This window comes from Aestuariibaculum sp. M13, assembly GCF_024723255.1.
In the GTDB taxonomy this organism is placed as follows: domain Bacteria; phylum Bacteroidota; class Bacteroidia; order Flavobacteriales; family Flavobacteriaceae; genus Aestuariibaculum; species Aestuariibaculum lutulentum.
The window spans coordinates 190,451-204,345 of record NZ_JANIAC010000003.1; the positions used below are offsets into that span (position 1 = coordinate 190,451).

The 13,895-nt window shown below is 34.5% G+C and carries 19 protein-coding genes; 9 read left to right on the forward strand and 10 right to left on the reverse strand.

The genetic code is table 11. The features are described 5' to 3' along the window. Positions 1 to 26 precede the first annotated feature (26 nt). The 3 genes from NO995_RS12115 to NO995_RS12125 are packed head-to-tail and all read right to left on the reverse strand — an operon-like array spanning position 27 to position 2,755. On the reverse strand, positions 27 to 1,154 hold the full coding sequence (locus tag NO995_RS12115) for a peptidylprolyl isomerase (RefSeq protein ID WP_258227744.1): 1,128 nt from the start codon (positions 1,152 to 1,154) through the stop codon (positions 27 to 29). Positions 1,155 to 1,197: 43 nt separating this feature from the next. Then, positions 1,198 to 1,743, reverse strand: coding sequence for a gliding motility-associated peptidyl-prolyl isomerase GldI (gene gldI, locus NO995_RS12120; protein ID WP_258227745.1), 546 nt, complete (start codon positions 1,741 to 1,743; stop codon positions 1,198 to 1,200). Beyond that, positions 1,736 to 2,755, reverse strand: a complete 1,020-nt coding sequence (locus NO995_RS12125) for a bifunctional oligoribonuclease/PAP phosphatase NrnA (RefSeq protein WP_240574911.1) — start codon at positions 2,753 to 2,755, stop codon at positions 1,736 to 1,738. The genes gldI and NO995_RS12125 overlap by 8 nt, the downstream gene beginning before the upstream one ends. A 172-nt stretch (positions 2,756 to 2,927) precedes the next feature. On the opposite strand from NO995_RS12125, the gene NO995_RS12130 reads away from it, so the two are divergent. Further along, entirely contained in the window at positions 2,928 to 3,347 is a 420-nt protein-coding gene (locus tag NO995_RS12130; RefSeq protein WP_188224288.1) for a nucleoside-diphosphate kinase, read from the forward strand. A 76-nt stretch (positions 3,348 to 3,423) separates the two neighbouring features. On the opposite strand, the gene NO995_RS12135 is transcribed toward NO995_RS12130, so the two are convergent. The 5 genes from NO995_RS12135 to recF form a co-directional block, all read right to left on the reverse strand. Next, on the reverse strand, positions 3,424 to 3,615 hold the full coding sequence (locus NO995_RS12135; protein ID WP_240574912.1) for a cold-shock protein: 192 nt from the start codon (positions 3,613 to 3,615) through the stop codon (positions 3,424 to 3,426). 156 nt (positions 3,616 to 3,771) lie between these two features. After that, positions 3,772 to 3,963: a cold-shock protein gene (locus tag NO995_RS12140; protein WP_240574913.1), complete on the reverse strand. Its 192-nt coding sequence runs from the start codon at positions 3,961 to 3,963 to the stop codon at positions 3,772 to 3,774. Positions 3,964 to 4,061: 98 nt separating this feature from the next. Next, the gene (locus tag NO995_RS12145; RefSeq protein WP_258227746.1) at positions 4,062 to 4,358 is read right to left on the reverse strand and encodes a DUF721 domain-containing protein; all 297 of its coding nucleotides are present in this window, start codon (positions 4,356 to 4,358) and stop codon (positions 4,062 to 4,064) included. Positions 4,359 to 4,396: 38 nt separating this feature from the next. Further along, the gene (locus NO995_RS12150; protein ID WP_258227747.1) at positions 4,397 to 5,077 is read right to left on the reverse strand and encodes a 2'-5' RNA ligase family protein; all 681 of its coding nucleotides are present in this window, start codon (positions 5,075 to 5,077) and stop codon (positions 4,397 to 4,399) included. A gap of 4 nt (positions 5,078 to 5,081) precedes the next feature. Next, a complete protein-coding gene (gene recF / locus NO995_RS12155) occupies positions 5,082 to 6,161 on the reverse strand; it encodes a DNA replication/repair protein RecF (protein WP_258227748.1) in 1,080 nt (359 codons plus the stop codon). 141 nt (positions 6,162 to 6,302) lie between these two features. On the opposite strand from recF, the gene NO995_RS12160 reads away from it, so the two are divergent. The 8 genes from NO995_RS12160 to NO995_RS12195 all read left to right on the forward strand — a co-directional run bounded on the left by NO995_RS12160 (position 6,303) and on the right by NO995_RS12195 (position 12,959). After that, positions 6,303 to 7,082: a tol-pal system YbgF family protein gene (locus NO995_RS12160; protein WP_258227749.1), complete on the forward strand. Its 780-nt coding sequence runs from the start codon at positions 6,303 to 6,305 to the stop codon at positions 7,080 to 7,082. A 3-nt stretch (positions 7,083 to 7,085) separates the two neighbouring features. Next, positions 7,086 to 7,571 carry a 6,7-dimethyl-8-ribityllumazine synthase gene (gene ribH / locus NO995_RS12165; RefSeq protein WP_258227750.1) on the forward strand — a complete coding sequence of 162 codons (486 nt, stop codon included), beginning with the start codon at positions 7,086 to 7,088 and terminating at the stop codon, positions 7,569 to 7,571. Between the two features lie 152 nt (positions 7,572 to 7,723). After that, positions 7,724 to 7,978 carry a hypothetical protein gene (locus NO995_RS12170; protein WP_258227751.1) on the forward strand — a complete coding sequence of 85 codons (255 nt, stop codon included), beginning with the start codon at positions 7,724 to 7,726 and terminating at the stop codon, positions 7,976 to 7,978. 17 nt (positions 7,979 to 7,995) lie between these two features. Then, the gene (locus tag NO995_RS12175) at positions 7,996 to 8,280 is read left to right on the forward strand and encodes a riboflavin synthase subunit beta (protein WP_240574919.1); all 285 of its coding nucleotides are present in this window, start codon (positions 7,996 to 7,998) and stop codon (positions 8,278 to 8,280) included. 3 nt (positions 8,281 to 8,283) lie between these two features. Next, positions 8,284 to 10,290 carry a DNA mismatch repair endonuclease MutL gene (gene mutL, locus NO995_RS12180; RefSeq protein ID WP_258227752.1) on the forward strand — a complete coding sequence of 669 codons (2,007 nt, stop codon included), beginning with the start codon at positions 8,284 to 8,286 and terminating at the stop codon, positions 10,288 to 10,290. A gap of 3 nt (positions 10,291 to 10,293) precedes the next feature. Next, positions 10,294 to 11,061: a rhomboid family intramembrane serine protease gene (locus NO995_RS12185; RefSeq protein WP_258227753.1), complete on the forward strand. Its 768-nt coding sequence runs from the start codon at positions 10,294 to 10,296 to the stop codon at positions 11,059 to 11,061. Next, positions 11,061 to 11,903, forward strand: coding sequence for a rhomboid family intramembrane serine protease (locus NO995_RS12190; RefSeq protein ID WP_258227754.1), 843 nt, complete (start codon positions 11,061 to 11,063; stop codon positions 11,901 to 11,903). Before NO995_RS12185 ends, NO995_RS12190 begins: the two co-directional genes overlap by 1 nt. A gap of 30 nt (positions 11,904 to 11,933) precedes the next feature. Beyond that, entirely contained in the window at positions 11,934 to 12,959 is a 1,026-nt protein-coding gene (locus tag NO995_RS12195) for an endonuclease/exonuclease/phosphatase family protein (RefSeq protein WP_258227755.1), read from the forward strand. Here NO995_RS12195 and NO995_RS12200 read toward each other — a convergent pair whose 3' ends face one another. Both NO995_RS12200 and NO995_RS12205 read right to left on the reverse strand, forming a co-directional pair. Continuing rightward, positions 12,960 to 13,268: a DUF6122 family protein gene (locus NO995_RS12200; RefSeq protein ID WP_258227756.1), complete on the reverse strand. Its 309-nt coding sequence runs from the start codon at positions 13,266 to 13,268 to the stop codon at positions 12,960 to 12,962. Continuing rightward, positions 13,268 to 13,894, reverse strand: a complete 627-nt coding sequence (locus NO995_RS12205) for a WbqC family protein (RefSeq protein WP_240574925.1) — start codon at positions 13,892 to 13,894, stop codon at positions 13,268 to 13,270. The genes NO995_RS12200 and NO995_RS12205 overlap by 1 nt, the downstream gene beginning before the upstream one ends. Between the last annotated feature and the right edge of the window lies 1 nt (position 13,895).

The following is a 13,895-nucleotide window of genomic DNA, read 5'->3' on the forward strand; positions in this document are numbered from 1 at the left end:
TTTCTGTATATAAATTGTCGTTTTGTTTAGAGTGCTTCAATAATTTCAACTTCAAAAATTAAATTCGCACGTGGGGGAATGCCGCGATTTCCCATTTCGCCATAGCCTAAGTGGTATGGAATAAATAGCGTGGCTTTATCTCCAACACTAAGTTGTTGTAAACCTTCTTTAAAACCTGGAATCATGCGGGCATCCGGACTGATTTCGGCTTCAATAGGGCGGTACATTTCGGCATCTCGTTTCCCAGGGTTTACCATATCGAAGGCTTCGGCAACATCTAATTTGCTGGTGTCAAATAGTTTGCCATCTTCCATATACAAGCTGTAATCTGTAAGAATAATTGCGGTTGATGGTAGTTTGTTGCCATCGCCTTTTTCGCTGATGTAATATTTTAGACCAGAAGGCAGGGTAGTGGCTTCTGCTTTTTGTTTTTCAAATCTTTCTTTGGTTGCAGTTAATAAGGCTTCCTGTTTTGCTGCTTTTTCTTTTTCAAGACGTTCGGCTTCAACAAAATGATTCACAAAAATGTCTGGAGCGTCAAAGCGCTTAGCTTCTTTTCCTTTTCGGATAATATTCAGCTCTTTAATGTAGATTTTATCAATTGGCTCATCCGTCGCATCGGTTTCCACATTTGAAATGGTATCCTGCACATCCAAACCAATAACCAGTTCTCCAAAAACAGAATGTTTATTGTCTAAGAATGGCGTTGGTTTTTCGGTGATGAAAAACTGACTTCCGTTAGTATTCGGACCAGAGTTTGCCATAGATAGGATACCAGCTTTATCGTGTTTTAAATCTTCTGAAAACTCATCGGTAAATTTGTATCCGGGACCACCAGAACCATTTCCTATAGGATCTCCACCCTGAATCATGAAACCATCAATAACACGGTGAAACGTTGTTCCGTTATAAAATTTTTTTCCTTTATATTGTTTGTCGACCATGGTGTTAGTACCTTCGGCTAAGGATACAAAATTAGCAACGGTAACCGGAGTTTCATTGTAATCTAATTTGGCAACCATAACGCCTTTACTGGTAACGAACTCGGCGTAAATGCCGTCCTCTAATTCCGGATACTGGGCTTTACATGATGTTAAGTTGGTAAGTAAGGTGACAATGAAAAGTATTTTAGCTGAAATTTTTAACTGTTTCATATGGTTCTGTAAATATTTATAGGGAATAGTTGGTTTCTTTGAATTAATCGTCTTCGGTTTTTGTGATAGAGTTTAAGGTTACTTTACACATTAATGGTGTATTGCTGCCAATTTTGTTTTCGTCACCATAGTAACCGTATGCCTTTTGTGAAGGGAATAAAAAAGTTACTGTTTCACCGGTTTTCATAAGTTTTAGTCCTTCTCTTAAACCAGTAAAAAGTTCTTCTTTATCCATGGTGTAATTACGGGTTTTAAGATCATCAAACGAATAAATGGTTTGCCCATTTAAAGTTTTTACGTCGAAATCGTAGTTTACTACATCTCCAAAAACAGGTGTTTGTAAAGAGTCAATTTCTGTTTTGGTATTGTAGAAATACCAGAAACCACTTTCAGAAGCAATGTATTCATTTTCCTGTTTTTGCGTCATGAACTTTTCTATAAGTGCTTGTTCTTCGGCATTTAATTTTTTATTACGTTCTACGGATTCATCAATAAATGAGCCCGATTTAACCGAAACAGGGCGTCTTGCTTCAGGAGATTTGCAAGCTAACGCCAAAGCGATTGTGGCCAGTGTTAAAAATTTATTCATTATTCAGGGCTTTATTATAACTAGGCAATATACTAATAAATTTTTCAACGGTATCGTTTAGTGATAATTCACTTCGTCCGCCAGCCGCATTTATATGTCCGCCACCATTAAAGTGGGTTCTGGACATGTCGTTTACCGAAAAATCACCTTTTGAACGTAGCGATATTTTAACAATACCTTCCTGCTTGTCTTCAATAAAAATAGCTGCTAGTACAATATTGTCCAGAGATAAACCATAATTTACAATCCCTTCTGTATCGCCTTTTTTGTAATCGTATTTATTGAGTTCGTCCTGAGATAAAGTAATGAATGCCGCTCTGTGCTCGGGTAGGACTTTTAAATTGGTTAAGGCACAACCTAATAATTGTAAACGTTGATAGCTGTTAGTATCGTAAATACTGTTGTGTATTTGTGAGTTGTTAGCACCTTTATCGATTAAATCGGCAATAATGCGATGGGTTTGGCTTGTTGTTGATGGAAAACGGAATGAGCCAGTATCGGTCATAATTCCAGCATATAAACAAGAAGCGATATTAGTATCAACCAACGCTTTATCGTCAAGCATATCAATAAAATGATATACCATTTCACAGGTAGAACTCATACTTACATCACTATAGGTATACAAGGCGTAATCATCAGGAGCCTGATGGTGGTCTATCATGATTTTAATGCCTTTACTTTCGGCTAAAACGGTTTCCATGTTTCCGGTACGGTTTAGCGCATTAAAGTCTAATGTAAAAATAATATCGGCAGCATGAATTAAAGTGTCAGATTCTTCGGTTTGTGAATCGTATTTTAAGACCTTATTTTCATCAGGCATCCATTTTAAAAAGTGCGGATAATCGTTTGGGGCGATAACGTGAACTTGATGGTTGCCTTTTAAAAGATAATGGTAAAGGCCTAAAGTAGATCCGATGGCATCGCCGTCGGGGTTTTTATGTGGTACAATAACTATCTTTTTTTCAGTAGATAACAATTGTTTTATGTTGCTAATTTCTTCATTTTTCATAGATGACGAAGATACAATTTTTTTAAAATTACATAGGCTTGTTTTTAATGATAAATAGCGTACTTTTGCAGCAAAATTAAAAGACCTTCATTGTGAAGTATTTTTAGAAAAGTATATGTCTTTTTAAGAATGCTTTAAATGAAATTAAAAAGAATAACACTAAAATTTAAAAATGGCAACAAATAGAACATTTACAATGCTAAAGCCAGATGCAGTTGAAAACGGACACATTGGCGCAATATTAGAGAAAATTTCAGCTTCAGGATTTAGAATTGTAGCAATGAAATTAACGCAAATGACCAAAGCTGATGCTGAAGCTTTTTATGCAATTCACAGTGAGCGTCCATTCTTTGGTGAGTTAGTAGAGTTTATGACTCGTGGGCCTATCGTAGCTGCTATTTTGGAAAAAGAAAATGCGGTTGAAGATTTCAGAACTTTAATTGGTGCTACAAACCCAGCTGATGCTGCCGAAGGAACTATTCGTAAATTATATGCAGCTTCTGTTGGTGAAAATGCAGTTCACGGAAGTGATAGTGATGAGAATGCAGCTATTGAAGGTGCTTTCCACTTTGCAGGAAGAGAGCAGTTTTAATTAAACCGCTTTATATAAATTAAAAATCCCGCCATAGCGGGATTTTTTTTGTCTTAAAAAAATTAAATAGTATATATTAAATTACTTTTACATTTACTGCGTTTAATCCTTTTTTACCTTCTTTCAGTTCGAATTGAACTTCGTCGCCTTGACGAATTTCGTCGATTAATCCTGAAATGTGAACAAAGTGCTCTTTTTTTGAACCTTCTTCGATAATGAACCCAAATCCTTTAGAATCATTGAAGAATTTAACTGTTCCTGTACTCATAAATTGAAATATTAGTTATTAATTGAGTTAAATGTAGTATAAAATTCAATTTATTCTATGAATTTAGTGTAAAATTTTTAATAAAATTTTACGCACAAAAAAAGGCTATCAATAATTTTTGACAGCCTTTTTGTTGTAATTGTTAAAGTATATGTATTAGATTACTTTTACGTTTACGGCGTTTAATCCTTTTCTACCTTCTTGTAGATCGAATTCAACTACATCACCTTCACGAATTTCATCGACTAGTCCAGAAATGTGTACGAAATGTTCTTTGTTGTTGTCTTCTTCAACGATGAATCCAAAACCTTTAGAATCATTGAAGAATTTTACTGTACCTTTACTCATTGTATTTGTATATAAAAAATTTAAAGGTCAAAGGTAATGTAAATAAGTACAGCTTGTTAGAAATCGAAGGCTTTTATTATTTTTATTTTTAAATGTAGTTATCTTAAAATCAATTTTTTAACAATTTCTTTTCCGAGAGCCTCGTTAATCATCATTATAATCTTTTCTTTTCCATAGCTTAATTCTTCTCGTAAAACACTAGAATTAAGTTGTACATAAAGTGTGTCGCGTTCTAAATTAACCGATCGGGTGTAATTATTAACACCATTACCCATAAGATCGGCCCAGGCATCGGCGACATTGACTTTATCTAAGCCTTTTTCTAATTTGTTGGTTTCAACAAATTCCTTTAAAGCGTCAGAGATGCTAATATGTTCGTTGTTGCGTTTTGCCATGAATTTGGAGTCTTGAGAAGTGGCAAAGGTACTACGTTTTAGAGTTCAAATTGAAATAACTTTTCAACAAGTGCTTCTTTTTGGTACCAGTCGTTATAAACCAAATCTAACTCGTGTACCTTAAATGTCCCAAAGTTCTTATCCTTAAAGGTTTCAATAGTTTTTAGGAAAGCGTCTTTATGCTCTAGTTTATTTTTAAAGCGCACAACAGTAGAATGTGCTGTTTGAATTGCGTAACGTTGATCTATACTTTGTTCTAAAGTTGAATTTTGAAAATTTTGTCTCAGATCATCCCTTATAGAATTCAGTGCTTCATTATTCATAAAACCCTGTAGCATAATGCAGGAAGGTGATGCTGTCAAGCCCTTAAATTGAATTTCTATATTGGGTGAATCAATTAAACTTTCCTGAATAATTTTTATGTAATCCTGAATATTTATATTTTCAAGTTGAAAGCCATTATAACAGGAAATAATGGACATAACTGTAATATGAATATCTGAACTTTCGTAATAATATTGATTGGGTTCAATCGCTTTTAATTCACTTAAAAACGTTTGAATATTAGCTTTTACAGCTTCTGATGGACGTAGTAATAAGGTGATGCCAAAACGATTATCGTTTTTCGATTCAATCAAATCATCGATTTCGTAGGTGTTGTTTTTTATTTTTTCAATGGATGCATCGTACAGATTGCTATAATGCTCTTTTAGATTCATGCTTTTAAAGTCTAAAGATTTCGTACGATTGATGGGCTTGCTTTACCGCGTTTTCGGTACGTTCAGCATGGGTGTCACTTATAAATATTTGCCCGAAATTGGCATCGTCTACCAATTTAATAATCTGCGTAACTCGGTTTTCATCAAGTTTGTCAAAAACATCATCGAGTAATAAAATAGGATTGACGCCACTTTGCGCTTTTATAAAATCGAATTGAGCTAGTTTCAAGGCTATTAAGAATGATTTTTGTTGTCCCTGACTTCCGAACTTTTTAACCGGATGACCTTCAATATTAAAATTTAAATCGTCTTTATGAATACCGACACTGGTATATTGCAGGGCTTTATCTTTACTGATGTTTTTTTGTAACAAGTTGTTTAAATCCTCTTCAAATAAGCCGCTATTGTATTCCAGTTCTATATTTTCGTTACCATTGCTAATAGCCTTATAGCGATCTTTAAAAATAGGAATGAAGGTTTGTAAAAACAATTTACGCTTTTCAAAAATTTGTGAACCGTAATCGTTAAGTTGTTGGTTGTAAATTTCTAATGTTTCCTTGTTAAAGGTGTGATTTAATGCAAAGTATTTTAATAAAGCGTTACGCTGGGCTAAAATTTTATTGTAGTTAATGAGATGGTTTAAGTAGACTTTGTCACTTTGCGAAATAACACCATCTATAAATTTTCGGCGGGTGTCGCTACCTTCAACAATTAAATCTCTGTCGGCTGGTGAGATAATAACGAGAGGTAAAAAACCAATATGGTCGCTAAACTTGTCGTAAATCTTTCCGTTGCGTTTTATTACTTTCTTTTGTCCGCGTTTCAGACTAACTATTATTTTTTCAGATTTATCGTCTTTAATATATTCGCCATTAACCACAAAAAATTCTTCACCATGCTTAATATTTTGTGTTGCTACCGGATTAAAATAACTTTTTCCGAAAGATAAATGGTAAATGGCATCGAGTACATTAGTCTTACCAATGCCATTGTTTCCAACAATGCAATTTATCTTGTCGTTGAAATTGAAGGACTTACTTTCGAAATTTTTATAGTTTAATAATGAAAGTGATTTTAAAATCATAAAAAAAGTAGCTTAAAGCATGTTAAGGAGTTGCAACTCTTTAAAAAGGAGGTGCAAATTATTGAAAAAATACAAATAAATAACCTTTTGTATATGAAGAAAAATTATATTTTTGCGAGGCATTAACTTTAGAATTAATACATGGCAACATATAACAAGAGAGGTTATAAACCGAAAACGAAGGTAGAAAAGGAAGTTGTAGTAGAAGTAGATGAACAAGAATCTACAACAGCAGAGGTATTTAATACATTAGACGAATCGGCGTCTAAAACAGAAGAGTTTGTTGAGAAAAATCAGAAATACATCTTCATGTTTATCGGTGTGGTAGCGGTTGTTGTTTTAGGTTATTTGGGTTACAACGAGTTTATCGCAAAACCAAAACAACAAAATGCAATGAACGATATGTTCCAGGCTCAAAAATATTTCGACCAGGCTGTAAACGGTGTTGAAAAAGATTCGTTATTTAACTTAGCTTTAAACGGCGGAGAAGGTAAATATGGAATGTTAGATATTATCGAAGAATATAGCGGAACGCCATCGGCTAACTTAGCTCATTACTATGCGGGTACAGCATATTTAAGATTAAAAGATTACAAAAATGCAATTGAGTATTTAAGTGATTTTAAAAGTGATGATGAAATTTTGGCGCCATTAGCTAAAGGTAATATTGGTGATGCTTTTGTGCAGTTAAATCAACCAAAGGAAGCTTTAGATTACTATGAGCAAGCGGCTAATATGCGTAACAACGAGTATACTACGCCAATGTATTTATACAAAGCAGGAGCAATTGCTTTAGATTTAGATAAAGCAGGTAAAGCATTAGATTACTTTAACAGAATTAAAGAAGAATATCCAAACTCTACCGAGGCAGCGACTATCGATGTGTTTATTGGTAAAGCTCAGGTATTGGCAAGTAAATAATATATGGCTACGGCAAATAAAAATTTATCAGATTACGATAAAGCGACAATCCCAAATGCGAAGAAATTTCGATTTGGGATTGTTGTTTCTGAATGGAATGATACCATAACAGAAGGCTTATATAAAGGGGCTTACGATGCACTTATAGATAATGGTACATTACCCGAAAATATTATCCGTTGGGATGTTCCGGGAAGTTTCGAGTTAATCTATGGCGCAAAGAAAATGCAGGAACAAATTGTGAGTGCAGTGATCGTTATAGGTAGTGTGATTCAAGGTGAAACCAAGCATTTCGATTTTGTGTGTGAAGGCGTAACTCAAGGTATTAAAGATCTAAATGTGTTGCACGAAACTCCGGTTATTTTCTGTGTGCTTACCGATAACACCTTGCAGCAGGCTATTGATCGCTCGGGTGGAAAACACGGTAATAAAGGAACAGAAGCAGCTATTGCAGCAATAAAAATGGCCGAACTTCGTAACAATAGCTAAAAAAGTCTGTTTAACAGGTTTAAATGTAAATAGGAGAGATGCTTAGATGTTAAACCATTAAGCATCTCTTTTGTTTTTAACTATTTTTCGGGTATTTCTGTTAACAATTTTTGGCAATAGTATTTCTTGATTCTGCCTATTTTTAAGTACTTTTGAGGTATAAGTATTCATCTGTTTTGTTTAATCAACGTAAAAATAAAACCTTTAATTATCAACCTCGTTTCTCTAAGGAAAGTGAGGAAATCACTAATGGAGAAGACTCTGTTAAACACGATTTTGTTTCCAAGTGGGAACAAAACAGAACTTCTAAACGACGAGTTAAAGGCGCCATGTCTATACGCACACTACTGTTAATTTTGGTACTGTTATTGATTTGTATGTACTTATTAGATTCAAAATTCAATTAACCTAAAACTTAGACATTATGGGCATTTTTAAAACACGTAAGAACAAAAAATTTAGTTATACACCACGTTATTTTAATAATGGGGAAGAAGGAAATCCCTTTGAAATCAAGCATAAATTTGATGAGTACAGAAAGACAGTTGGGGGAAATACCAACTTAAAAACAAAATTAATCAACGCATTAGATGATTTAAAAAACAATGAAGACAAAGAGGCTAACCGTCGTATTTTAATAATCGTAGCTATTCTTGTTCTTATATTTTTATTTATCATCGATTTCGATTTATCTATATTTTTTAAATAATTCATGGCAGATATTATACAACTTTTACCCGATCATGTTGCAAACCAGATAGCCGCAGGAGAAGTTGTACAACGCCCCGCTTCTGTTGTAAAAGAGTTGTTAGAAAATGCCATTGATGCTGGTGCTACAACTATAAAACTTATTATAAAAGACGCTGGGAAAACGCTTGTACAGGTTATAGACGATGGTAAGGGTATGAGTGCTACCGATGCCCGATTAAGTTTCGAGCGTCATGCGACTTCTAAAATACGTAATGCTGAAGATTTATTTCAGTTAAATACCAAAGGGTTTCGTGGTGAAGCCTTAGCCAGTATTGCTGCTATTGCTCATGTCGAGTTAAGAACCAGACAGGAAGACGACGATGTTGGTACAGGTATCCTTATTGAAGGAAGTAAAGTGGTTGCTCAGGATGTGGTGGTAACGCCTCCGGGAACGTCCATATCAGTTAAAAATTTATTTTTCAATATTCCGGCGCGCCGAAATTTTTTAAAATCAAATAATGTTGAATTACGCCATGTATTAGACGAGTTTCATCGTGTAGCATTGGCACATCCCGAGATTAGTTTTGCCATGTATAATAATGGCAGTGAAACTTTTAATTTACCTATTGGAAACTATAGGCAACGTATAGTTAATATTTTTGGTAGCCGTACCAATGAAAAATTAGTACCGGTTACAGAAAACACCGAAGTATTGCAAGTTACCGGATTTGTCGGAAAACCTGAGTTTGCTAAGAAAACACGTAACGAACAGTACTTTTTTGTTAATGATCGTTTTATTAAAAGTGCTTATTTAAACCATGCGATTAATGCTGCGTTCGATGGCTTGTTAAAAAACGGGACAAACCCGAGTTACTTTTTAAAGTTAACAGTCGATCCGCAGTCTATTGATATTAATATTCACCCGACAAAAACAGAGATTAAGTTTGATGATGAGCATACCTTGTATGCTTTGTTACGTTCGGCGGTGAAGCATAGTCTGGGACAGTTTAATATTGCTCCGATTTTAGATTTCGATCGCGATGCGAGTTTAGATACCCCATACGAGTTAGAAAAAAAACCGGTAAAGAACCCAACTATTGAAGTCGACCGTGACTACAATCCGTTTAAAGAAGAAGTCAATTCTATTGTTAGAGCCATTGCTCAAAAAAGTGATCAGGCTTTAACCTGGGAAAGTTTTTCGAGAGATTTGGGTGTAGGTATTTCAGATAGTGATATTTATAAAAAGGCGAATTCTGAATTTATTCCATCTCCGGAATCTGAATTAAGACATGTTTATGTTGACGAACAGGAAGAGGAGGAAGAAGAGTATGAGGAGGATGAAACTTATGAAGAAGAGGCGCCACAACAGGAATATGTGAGTCCGCAACCTCAAAATTTTAATCACGTAAAATTTGAAGCCGAAGAAAAAACAATCTCTGCTTTTACCGAAGATAATAAGGTAGAACAGAAGCAAACTACGTATCAACTTCACAATAAATACATTGTAAGTACCATAAAATCGGGTATGCTTCTTATAGACCAAAATAAGGCGCATCAACGTATATTGTATGAAAAGTTTTTACGTCAAATGACGGTAAGGAATGTTGTTAGTCAACAATTGTTATTTCCGTTAGAACTTCATTTTTCAAATCAGGAAATGCAGGTTATTCGCGATTTAAAAAGTGATTTGGAGCATACCGGATTCATCTTCGCAAAGTTGCAGGCAGGATTGGTTGAAATTACTGGTGTACCTGTAAGTGTACCTGAAAGTGAGGTGTCTATTATTTTAGAGCAACTTATTAGTGATGTTGAAAATGAAGTGCCCGATAGTAGTTTTAGTGCTACCGATTTAATGGCAAAATCGATGGCCAAGAGTCTGGCCATTAAAACCGGACAAGCTTTGGAAAAAGAAGAACAAGAGCATTTGGTGAATCAGTTGTTTGCCTGTAAAGAACCAAGTGTATCACCAGCTAATCGCACCACATTTATAACCATGACTGTGGATGAGTTGGACAAAAAATTTATATAAGTTATGATGCGTATTTCAGAAAGTGTAAAACATTTAATCATAATCAACGTGATTATGTTTATAGGAACCATGACTATTGCTAATGGTCTATTTTATGATTGGTTTGCTTTATATTTTCCGAAAAACGAGATGTTTAAGCCTTGGCAAATTGTAACGCATATGTTTATGCATGGTGGGGCAGATATTCATAATTTTGGCATTTCACATATCTTATTCAATATGTTTGCGCTTTGGATGTTTGGTACACCTGTAGAGCAAGTTTTAGGAAGTAAACGGTTTTTATTCATCTATTTTTCAGCGGGACTTGGGGCTGTATTACTGCAATTAGGCTTTTATTATGTTGAATTTATTCCAAGTTTTAACGATTTAATTGCTTCCGGATTAACTTCAGATCAAATAATTCATATGCTTCAGGAAAATAAAGTGTTGAGTAGTGTAACTAATCAGCAATTAGCCTATTTACAAAGCATTTTTCCTGTTTATAATGGCAGTATGGTTGGGGCTTCCGGATGTATTATGGGAATTCTAGCAGCCTTTGGTATGATGAATCCAAATGCCGAGCTGATGATGATATTTTTACCTATTCCTATAAAAGCGAAGTATTTTATTCCCGGAATTATTATCTTAGATTTAATATCTGGTTTGTCAGGTAATTCCATATTTGGTCAAGGTAATGTCGCTCACTTTGCACACGTAGGAGGCGCTGTTATTGGGTTTATTATTATGTGGTACTGGAAAAAAAATCAGTTTAACCAAAACCGCTGGTATTAATGAGTCTTCTGGATGATGTAAAATATAAGCTGGCACGACTTAATGTGCTGGAGAAAATAATAGCCACAAATGTGGTTGTTTTTGTTATCGGTTTATTGCTTCGAAAATATTTGGTATGGTTCGAGCTGCCAAGTAATTTTGAAAGCTTTATCGTGAGACCGTGGTCTATTATTACGTATGCTTTTTTACATTACGATCCGTTGCATATTTTATTTAATATGCTTTGGCTTTATGTTATTGGTCAGATGTTTTTAAACCTATTCAGCTCTAAAATGGCGATAAACATTTACTTTTTAGGAGCTATGAGTGGCGGAATGTTGTTTCTATTAGGTTATTCCTTATTTCCAGGTTTCTTCGGAACAAATTCTACATTGGTTGGAGCATCGGCAGCTGTAAGAGCGTTGCTTATTTTTATTTGTGCTTATATGCCCAATCAGGATATGCGCTTTTTTACTTTCAATATTAAGTTATGGTATGTTGGTGTAGCCATTGTAATTTTGGATGTGTTTGGATTATTCGGAATCAATGCCGGTGGTAATCTGGCACATTTAGGAGGTGCTTTATTAGGTTATTTTTATGCCAAGCAGCTTGTTAAAGGTAATGATATTGGTCGTGGATTTGAAAGCTTAATAGGTATGTTTTCTAATGTAAAACTGTCTAAAAAGGGACCTTTAAAAACGGTTCATAAAAATAAAAGTAAAGTAGGTGGGTATACTAAAGCCGATTTTAACGAGTTTAATACACAGAAGAAAATAGATGTTATTCTCGATAAAATAAGTAAAAGTGGTTACGATAGTCTTACAGCCGAAGAAAAAGAGTTTTTATTTAGAGCAGGTAAATAATTATCATGCCAACACGATTGCATTAAACCAATGAAAAACCTTAGCGCTATCAATAAGCTTATTTATCTTATTAATGCTATCATGGCGTTGGTACTTTTGTTTTCTTATGCGCTTCCTTTTTTACCTCCAAAAACGTTCGCTGTATTATCAGTTCTTAATTTAGGAGTCCCTTTTTTAGTATTATGTAATGTGTTATTCTTGTTGTATTGGGTATTAAGACTGAAAAAGCAACTTATTTTATCGCTTTTTGTTTTAGCCATTGGGTATTTCTGTTTTGGGTCTTTATATAAGTTTGCAGCTTCTAAAAAGATTGAAGCCCCAAATAATTTTAAAGTTATGAATTACAACGTAAGGTTGTTTAATTTATTTGAATGGATTCCCGAAACAGATGTCGACACAAAACTAATTGATTTTGTAAAAGAAGAAGCACCAGCCATCTTGTGTATTCAGGATTATCACCCACGAAAAAACAACGATTTGGCTTTTTTTAAGTATAGATACGAACATCTTTCAGGAAAAAAAATAAAGCACGGACAAGCCATTTTTTCGCAATATCCTATTATTAATTCAGGTTCAGTGGAATTTCCGAATACATCAAACAATGCCATTTTTGCTGATGTTGTAAAGGGAAAAGATACGCTTAGAATTTATAATGTGCATTTGGAGTCTTTACGCATTGAAACGAAATTAGAAAGCTTAAAAAATGAAGATTCCGAGCGTTTAATTAATCGTATAGGTACGACCTTTAAAAAGCAGCAATCACAGACTGAAATGCTTTTAAATCACAAGGCACAATGCCATTACAAAATGATTATTTGTGGCGATTTTAATAATACTGCATATTCCTATGTTTATCGAAAAATTAAAGGTGGTTTAAACGATACGTTCGAAGAGGCCGGAAATGGTTTTGGGCGTACTTACGATTTTCAGTTTTTTCCTGTGAGAATCGATTATATCTTTTCGGATGATGCCTTTACGGTAAATGGTTTCAGGTCGTATAACGAGCATTATTCAGATCACTACCCAATTATGGCGACACTGGCGCTTAATGAATAATTACATAAAGGAGCAATCTACCAGATCGGCAATAATATGGATTACTAATCCTAAGCCAATTAAACGGGTTTTCTTCGGAAATAATAACAACACATACAATACAATTGCGTAATAACTGTGTAGAGGGTGAAAATTGATACTGCAACGCCCGGGGCTAAATATAGGTGTAGCCAATACGTGATCAATATCTATTAAAAATCCGGCAAGCATAATAAGATAAGCTTTTATCCATAGTGGTTTATACCAGATTAAAGCAACTGCAAAAGGTAAAAGCACATGGCAACCGTAATGTGCAATGAATTGAAGCATTATAGAGGTGCTAAGGTTTGATTTTCGAGATAGGTTAGAGCATTTGGTCCTTCGTTAAAAAGTAAATCAAGAATACTCAAATTAGGTATAAATCCGTGTTTATCATCAAATACCTGAGTGTAGGGTTCAAAAGGCTGTTCCTGTTCTTTTTTAGCGTGAACTAAATACCTATAATCAGTCGTATCACCATCAACTTCTTTTTGAAACACTTCCGTTTTCATCTGTTCTATGTCCAATTGTAAACAATCACAAATCACTTCGAAACATTTTAGGTTAAAATCTAAAATGGAGTCAGCTTTAGTTTCAAAAAGAGGTTTGATCTCGTCTTCGTAATACTCGAAAAAAGGAGAGGTTCTGTAGGCCGATATTAAAGATTTCCAATGATTACTTTGCCAGTTGTCTTCATTGAAAATCTTTACATCTTTATATTTTTGTCTGTTTTTCTGGGTGTGAATAACAGGAATATTCAAGGTTTGCTTGCCATTTGCACCGTAAATATAAGCACGGTTTCGGTAGGTTTGCTTTAAGAAATTATCATCAACTTCTATAGTTACTTGTTCCGCTTGAGCGATGGCAACAAAGTGTGCAATACTTGGAAAATATGTAGGGTGAATGATAATGTTCATT

Bases quoted from the DNA above. Each gene is read 5' to 3' on its own strand.
- NO995_RS12115 (WP_258227744.1), bottom strand. From the start codon at position 1,154: ATGAAACAGTTAAAAATTTCAGCTAAAATACTTTTCATTGTCACCTTA.
- gldI (WP_258227745.1), bottom strand. From the start codon at position 1,743: ATGAATAAATTTTTAACACTGGCCACAATCGCTTTGGCGTTAGCTTGC.
- NO995_RS12125 (WP_240574911.1), bottom strand. From the start codon at position 2,755: ATGAAAAATGAAGAAATTAGCAACATAAAACAATTGTTATCTACTGAA.
- NO995_RS12130 (WP_188224288.1), top strand. From the start codon at position 2,928: ATGGCAACAAATAGAACATTTACAATGCTAAAGCCAGATGCAGTTGAA.
- NO995_RS12135 (WP_240574912.1), bottom strand. From the start codon at position 3,615: ATGAGTACAGGAACAGTTAAATTCTTCAATGATTCTAAAGGATTTGGG.
- NO995_RS12140 (WP_240574913.1), bottom strand. From the start codon at position 3,963: ATGAGTAAAGGTACAGTAAAATTCTTCAATGATTCTAAAGGTTTTGGA.
- NO995_RS12145 (WP_258227746.1), bottom strand. From the start codon at position 4,358: ATGGCAAAACGCAACAACGAACATATTAGCATCTCTGACGCTTTAAAG.
- NO995_RS12150 (WP_258227747.1), bottom strand. From the start codon at position 5,077: ATGAATCTAAAAGAGCATTATAGCAATCTGTACGATGCATCCATTGAA.
- recF (WP_258227748.1), bottom strand. From the start codon at position 6,161: ATGATTTTAAAATCACTTTCATTATTAAACTATAAAAATTTCGAAAGT.
- NO995_RS12160 (WP_258227749.1), top strand. From the start codon at position 6,303: ATGGCAACATATAACAAGAGAGGTTATAAACCGAAAACGAAGGTAGAA.
- ribH (WP_258227750.1), top strand. From the start codon at position 7,086: ATGGCTACGGCAAATAAAAATTTATCAGATTACGATAAAGCGACAATC.
- NO995_RS12175 (WP_240574919.1), top strand. From the start codon at position 7,996: ATGGGCATTTTTAAAACACGTAAGAACAAAAAATTTAGTTATACACCA.
- mutL (WP_258227752.1), top strand. From the start codon at position 8,284: ATGGCAGATATTATACAACTTTTACCCGATCATGTTGCAAACCAGATA.
- NO995_RS12185 (WP_258227753.1), top strand. From the start codon at position 10,294: ATGATGCGTATTTCAGAAAGTGTAAAACATTTAATCATAATCAACGTG.
- NO995_RS12190 (WP_258227754.1), top strand. From the start codon at position 11,061: ATGAGTCTTCTGGATGATGTAAAATATAAGCTGGCACGACTTAATGTG.
- NO995_RS12195 (WP_258227755.1), top strand. From the start codon at position 11,934: ATGAAAAACCTTAGCGCTATCAATAAGCTTATTTATCTTATTAATGCT.
- NO995_RS12200 (WP_258227756.1), bottom strand. From the start codon at position 13,268: ATGCTTCAATTCATTGCACATTACGGTTGCCATGTGCTTTTACCTTTT.
- NO995_RS12205 (WP_240574925.1), bottom strand. From the start codon at position 13,894: ATGAACATTATCATTCACCCTACATATTTTCCAAGTATTGCACACTTT.